Annotated in this window: 2 protein-coding genes; both read right to left on the reverse strand. The window is 67.7% G+C overall.

Annotation, left to right across the window (positions count from 1 at the left end; translation table 11 throughout):
• Positions 1–135: 135 nt before the first annotated feature.
• The gene (locus tag WCE05_RS25525; protein ID WP_368816800.1) at positions 136–1,089 is read right to left on the reverse strand and encodes an alpha/beta hydrolase; all 954 of its coding nucleotides are present in this window, start codon (positions 1,087–1,089) and stop codon (positions 136–138) included.
• Positions 1,090–1,144: 55 nt separating this feature from the next.
• Positions 1,145–5,673: amino acid adenylation domain-containing protein (locus tag WCE05_RS25530; RefSeq protein WP_368816801.1), on the reverse strand; the 4,529-nt coding region annotated here is incomplete at its 5' end.

Consider the following 5,673-nt stretch of genomic DNA (forward strand, 5'->3'; position numbering starts at 1 on the left):
CCCCCATTCGCGGGCAAGCCCGCCCCCACAGAACCCCCGTCACTCTCAAGCCATGTGCTCATCTGCACGAGCGGGCTTGCCCGTGGGGCAACGCAAAAGGGCCGCATAGCGGCCCTCGATATCCAGTGCAAAACATCAGTTCAAGGCGTCACGCAGCACCTGCGCCAACCTCGCATACACCGTGTCGATCTCGGCCGTGACCAGGCGCATGCGCAGGAAGTCGTGCACCAACCCCTCGAACACTTCGCTGCTGACCGTCACCCCCTGCTCGCGCAGGTGACGCGCATAGGCCTGCCCTTCATCTAGCAGTGGATCGAAGCCTGCCAGGCCGATGTATGCCGGCGCCACGCCCTGCAAGCCGGTGGCCAGCAGCGGCGAGAAACGCCAGTTCGAGCGGTCCTCGGCCTGGCGCGCATAGTGATCGTAGAACCACTCCAGGGTGGCGCTTTCCAGCAGGTAGCCCTCGGCGAACAGCGTACGCGACTCCCAGCTCTTCGAGGCATCGGCCACTGGATAGCAAAGCAATTGCAGCCGTGGCTGGACAGGCCCACCCAGGTGGGCGGCGTCGATCGCCAGCACGCTGGCCAGGGTCGCGCCGACACTGTCGCCGCCCACGGCCACCCGGCTGGCATCCAGCCCCCACTCGCGCGCGTTGTGTGCCAGCCACGCCAAGGCATCGGCGCAGTCATCCAGCGCCACCGGAAAGCGTTGCTCCGGGGCGCGCCGGTAATCGACGGTCAGCACCGCGCAGGGGGTGCGCGCGCAGAACTCGCGACAGACACCATCGTGCGAGGCGATGCTGCCCACCACGAACCCACCGCCGTGCAGGTACAGCAGCACCGGCAGTGGTTGCTCGGCAGGCGCGCAGGGCCGGTAAAGACGCAGCGTCAGGGTGGCGCCATCGCGAGCCTGGCAATGCAGGTCCTCGCTGTGCACCTGTGGCGCTTCCCAACGCATGCGCACGGAGGCCTGCTCGAAGGCGTCGCGCGCCTGAGCGGGGGTCGAGCGGTGGAAGGCCATGGACTGGCCATCGCCAGGGCTGGCGTCGACCAGGTCGAGGAATTCGGCAATTTCAGGATTCAGTGACATGACTCGGTTCCTGGGCCGGACGCACCCGCATCCGGCCTGTCAGAAGAAGGAAAATTCAGTTGGCCTGGACCTGCAGGCAGTGCTCGATCAACAGCACCAACTCGGCCTGGAACTGTTCCATGAAGGCCGTGATGGTGCCCTGGCGGAAGCGTCGGTTGCTGTAGATGCAGCGGAACGACAGCTTGCCGTCGAACACCTGGCCTACCACTTCGAGCCAGTTGGCCAGGCTCGCCTGCTGCGAGAAGCTGTCGCCAACGCTCTCCGGCGCGGGCAGGAACAGCGCCTGCTCGGCATCGAAGCTCTGGTCGAGCTGCCCCAGGTAGTTGAAGGTGACCTGCGCCTGCGGCAGGTCGGCCAGGCGCGCGCGCACCCACGGTTCGTCCATGTGGCGCAGCACGCCGTAGCCGATGCCCTTGTCCGGCACCTGGGCCAACTGCTCGCGAATCGCCACGATCGACGCCCCGGGCTCGGACACCGGGCTCAGGCGTACCGGATACATGCTGGTGAACCAGCCCAGGGTACGGCTCAGGTCCAGTTGCTCGAACAGATCCTCGCGGCCATGGCCTTCCAGCAGCACCAGCGCCGACGCACTGTCGTCCCATTGGCACAGGGCCCGGCTCAGCGCAGTCAGCAGCAGGTCGTTGATCTGCGTCTGGTAGGCCGCGGGCGCCTCCTTGAGCAACTGTGCGGTCCGTTGCGCATCCAGGCTGAACGCGGCCTCTTCGCGGTGGCACATGAGATTGCCGCCACGTGGGTTGTCACAGCGCAGCGGCCCGTCCTGCCGGTCGAGCTGCGCCACCCAGTAGTCGAGCTCACGCTCGCGCAGGGTCACCGCATGGCCGGCCAGGCCAGCGGCCCATTCGCCGAAGCTGCTGGTGCGCAGCGGCAGCTGCGGCTCCCGTTCGGCGAGGAAAGCCTGGTAGGCCTCCTGCAAGTCCTGCAGCAGCACACGCCAGGACACACCGTCGATCACCAGGTGGTGGATCACCAGCAGCAGGCGTACCTGGCCATTGCCCAGGGTCGCCAGCAAGCCGCGCATCAGTGGCCCCTGGGCCAGGTCCAGGCTGCGTTGCAGCTCATTGGCCAGGTCCTCCAGCGCCTCTTCGTCGGCCACCTCGCGCACCCACAGCAGCGGGTCGTCGCCCAGGCGCTGCAGGCACTCCTGCAACGGCTGGTAACGCTGGATCCAGCGCCCCTGCTCGTGGGTGAAACGCAGGCGCAAGGCATCGTGCTGGCCGAGCATGCAGGTCAGCGTGCGCTCCAGCGCCCGCGCATCCAGTGGCTGGTTGGCACGGAGGATCAACGCCTGGTTGAAGTGTTCCGGCGCATGGGTCTGCGCGGTGAAGAACCACTCCTGGATCGGGATCAGCGGGAAGGCGCCCTCCACCACCACGGCCTGCTGCTCGCCGCTGACCCGCGACACGCCCTGCTGGTCGAACAGGTTGGCGATGGTCTGGCAACGCATCAGGTCGCGCAGCTTGAGCTCCAGTTTCAGTTGCGCATGGTTGCGCACCCGCGAAATCACCTGCAGGCTGAGGATCGAATCGCCACCCAGCTCGAAGAAGTTATCGGCGATCCCCACCTGCTCGACCTGCAGCACCTCGGCCCAGATCTGCGCCATCCATTGTTCCTCCTCGCAGCGCGGGGGCACATGACTGGCCAGGTCGAAGGTGGGCTCCGGCAGGGCCTTGCGGTCGAGCTTGCCATTGGGCGAGACCGGCAGGCGCTCCAGGCAGATCACCTGCAACGGCACCATGTAGGCCGGCAGCGTCTCGGCCAGGGCGGCCTTGAGCTGATCGCCGCGAACCTCGGCGGTGGCCGCAACGTAGCCGATCAACTGCTTGCCGGAGACGCCGTCGCGAGCGATCACCACGGCATCGCCGACACCCGGTTGCTGGCGCAGGCTGGCTTCGATCTCGCCCAGCTCGATGCGAAAGCCCCGCACCTTCACCTGGTGATCCAGACGCCCGACGTAGTCCAGTATCCCGCTTTGACGCAGGCGCACCAGGTCCCCGGAACGGTAGAAACGCGCACCAGGCTCACCGAATGGGTCCGGCACGAACCGCTCGGCAGTGATCGATGGCCGCTGGTGATAGCCGCGAGCCACGCCATGGCCACCGATGAACAGCTGCCCGGCGAAACCGACCGGCAATGGGTTGAGGTCATCGTCCAGCACCCGTAGCGAGCGCTGCCCCACGACCCGGCCGATGGGTGCGTAGGCCGCGCCGCAGGGCTCTTCGGCCGAGGCCTTCCAGAGCATCGGCGTGACTACCGTTTCAGTCGGACCATAGCCATTGGTGATGTAGCGTGGCCGCAGCACCTCGCGCACCTCGGCCAAGGTCTGCTCCGGCACCGCGTCGCCGCCCAGGCAATAGATACGCACCGGGGGCGGCTCGACACCGCTGCGCTGCACATATTCGGCCACCTGCTTCAGGTAGGCGGGCGGGAAGCAGGCGATGTCGACCCGGCCCCGACTCAGCGCCTCGCAGGTCTGCTGGGGCGTCCACAGTTCGTTGTCGCGCAGGATCAGCGTACCGCCCACCGCCAGCGTGGTTAGCCAGCGCTCGTGGGCGCCGTCGAAGGCGAACGACATGAAGTGCAGCTCTCGGGTGCCGGCCTCCATCTCGTAGAGCTCGGCGATGGCCTGGCAATGCATGCTCAAAGGTCCATGGCTGACCGCCACGCCCTTGGGCACACCGGTCGAGCCAGAGGTGTAGATCAAGTAGGCCAGGCTGTGCTCGCCCGGCACCGGGAACACGCTGGCCGGCGTACCGGCTTCGCACGCCAGGGTCGCCGGGTCGAGCGGTTCCAGGCCCTCGGGCAGGGCCAGGCGCTGCCCCAGGTCGGCACGACCGATCAGTTGGCGCATGCCGGAGTCCTGGATCATGAAGGCCAGGCGCTCGGCCGGGTAGTCCAGGTCCAGCGGCACATAAGCCGCACCGCTCTTGAGCACCGCCAACAGGGCCACCAGCATGTCCACCGAGCGTTCCAGGGCTACGCCCACCAGTACCTCCGGGCCGGCACCACGGGCGAGCAGTTGCCGCGCCAGCACGTCGGAACGGGCCTCCAGCGCCGCGTAGCTGAGGCTCTGGCCGGCACACTCGGCGGCGATGGCCTCGGGCCGCGCGGCCGCCTGGCGAGCGATCAGCTGCGCCAGCATCACCCGCTCGCCGGCCTGCGCCGGCACCGCGCCCCAGGCGTCGAGCGCCTGATACTGCACCGGGCTGAGCCGTTGCAGGTTGCCGATGTATTCGACAGGGCTGTCGATCATCGACTGCAGCAAGGTCTCCATCAGTGCGCGAATGCCCTGCACGGCCTCGGGCGTGAAGTGGCTGCGCAGGAACAGGTACTCGATGGCCAGGGTCTCGCCGAGGGTTACCGCCAGGTCCATGGGGAAGTTGGTGACGTCGTGGCTGCTCGAGGCGCCGAAGCGCAGGCCGCCCTGGGCCTGTTCCAGGCGCTGGTCGATGGGGTAGTTCTCGAACACGATGATGCTGTCGAACAGGGCCTGGCCACCCTGCCCCGACCAACGCTGGATGTCGGCCAGCGGCGCATGGGCGTGCTCGCGCAGGTCCAGGTTGTCGGCCTGCAGTTGCTGCAGCCACTGATCCAGGCGCTGTGTCGGCTCGAGGGTCTGGATCACCGGCAAGGTGTTGATGAACAGGCCAAGCATGTGCTGCGCGTTGGCCAGGCTCTCGGGGCGACCGGCCACTGTAGCGCCGAAGGCCACGCTGCGCTGTCCGGTGTAACGCTGCAACAGCAACAGCCAGGCGCCCTGGATCAGGGTGTTGGCGGTAATGCCCTGGGCCCGGCAGTGCTGCTGCAAGGCGGCGGTGCGCTGGGCGTCCCAACGGGTGTACAGCGCCTCGTGCCCCGGCAGGTCGGCAGTGTGCCGCGGGTGAATCGACTGGCTCAGTTGGGTCGGCGCGTCGAGCAGGCGCAGACGGCCCTGCCAGTAGTCCTGCAGGCGCCCCTGATCCTGCTCCTGCAACCAGGCGATGAAGTCACGGTAGCGGCCGCTGTCGCCGGTCACTTCACCGCTGGCGTAGTGCTGCAGCACCTCGCCGAACAACTGCGAACTGCTCCAGCCGTCCATGAGGATATGGTGGCTGGTCCACACCAGCTGGTGCTCGGCGTCGCCCGTGCGCACCAGCAACAGGCGTTGCAGCGGCACCTGGCCGAGGTCGAAGCCACGCTGCGCGCGGGCGACCGCCTCGAGGTCGGCGGCGGTAAAGGATCGTGCCCGCCAGTCGAGCACGGTCATCGCCACGTCGACGTGACGGTGCACCACCTGCAACGGCGCGCTCTGGCCGCCTTCCCAGTGGAAGGAGGTACGCAGGATCTCGTGACGGCCGATCACATGCTGCCAGGCGGCGCGGAAGCGCTCTTGCTCGAGCCCCTCGACCGGCAGGCTGAGCTGGTTGACGTACAGGTCGTCGCCTTCGTCGGACAGGCTGTGGAACAGCATGCCCTGCTGCATCGGCGACAGTGGGTAGATGTCTTCGACCTCGGCCACCGCCACCGGCAGTGCGTCGAGTTGCGCCTGGCTCAGGCCCGCCAGCGGGAAGTCCGACGGCGTCAGCC

This window comes from Pseudomonas sp. I2 (assembly GCF_040984075.1).
Classification (GTDB): domain Bacteria; phylum Pseudomonadota; class Gammaproteobacteria; order Pseudomonadales; family Pseudomonadaceae; genus Aquipseudomonas; species Aquipseudomonas guariconensis_B.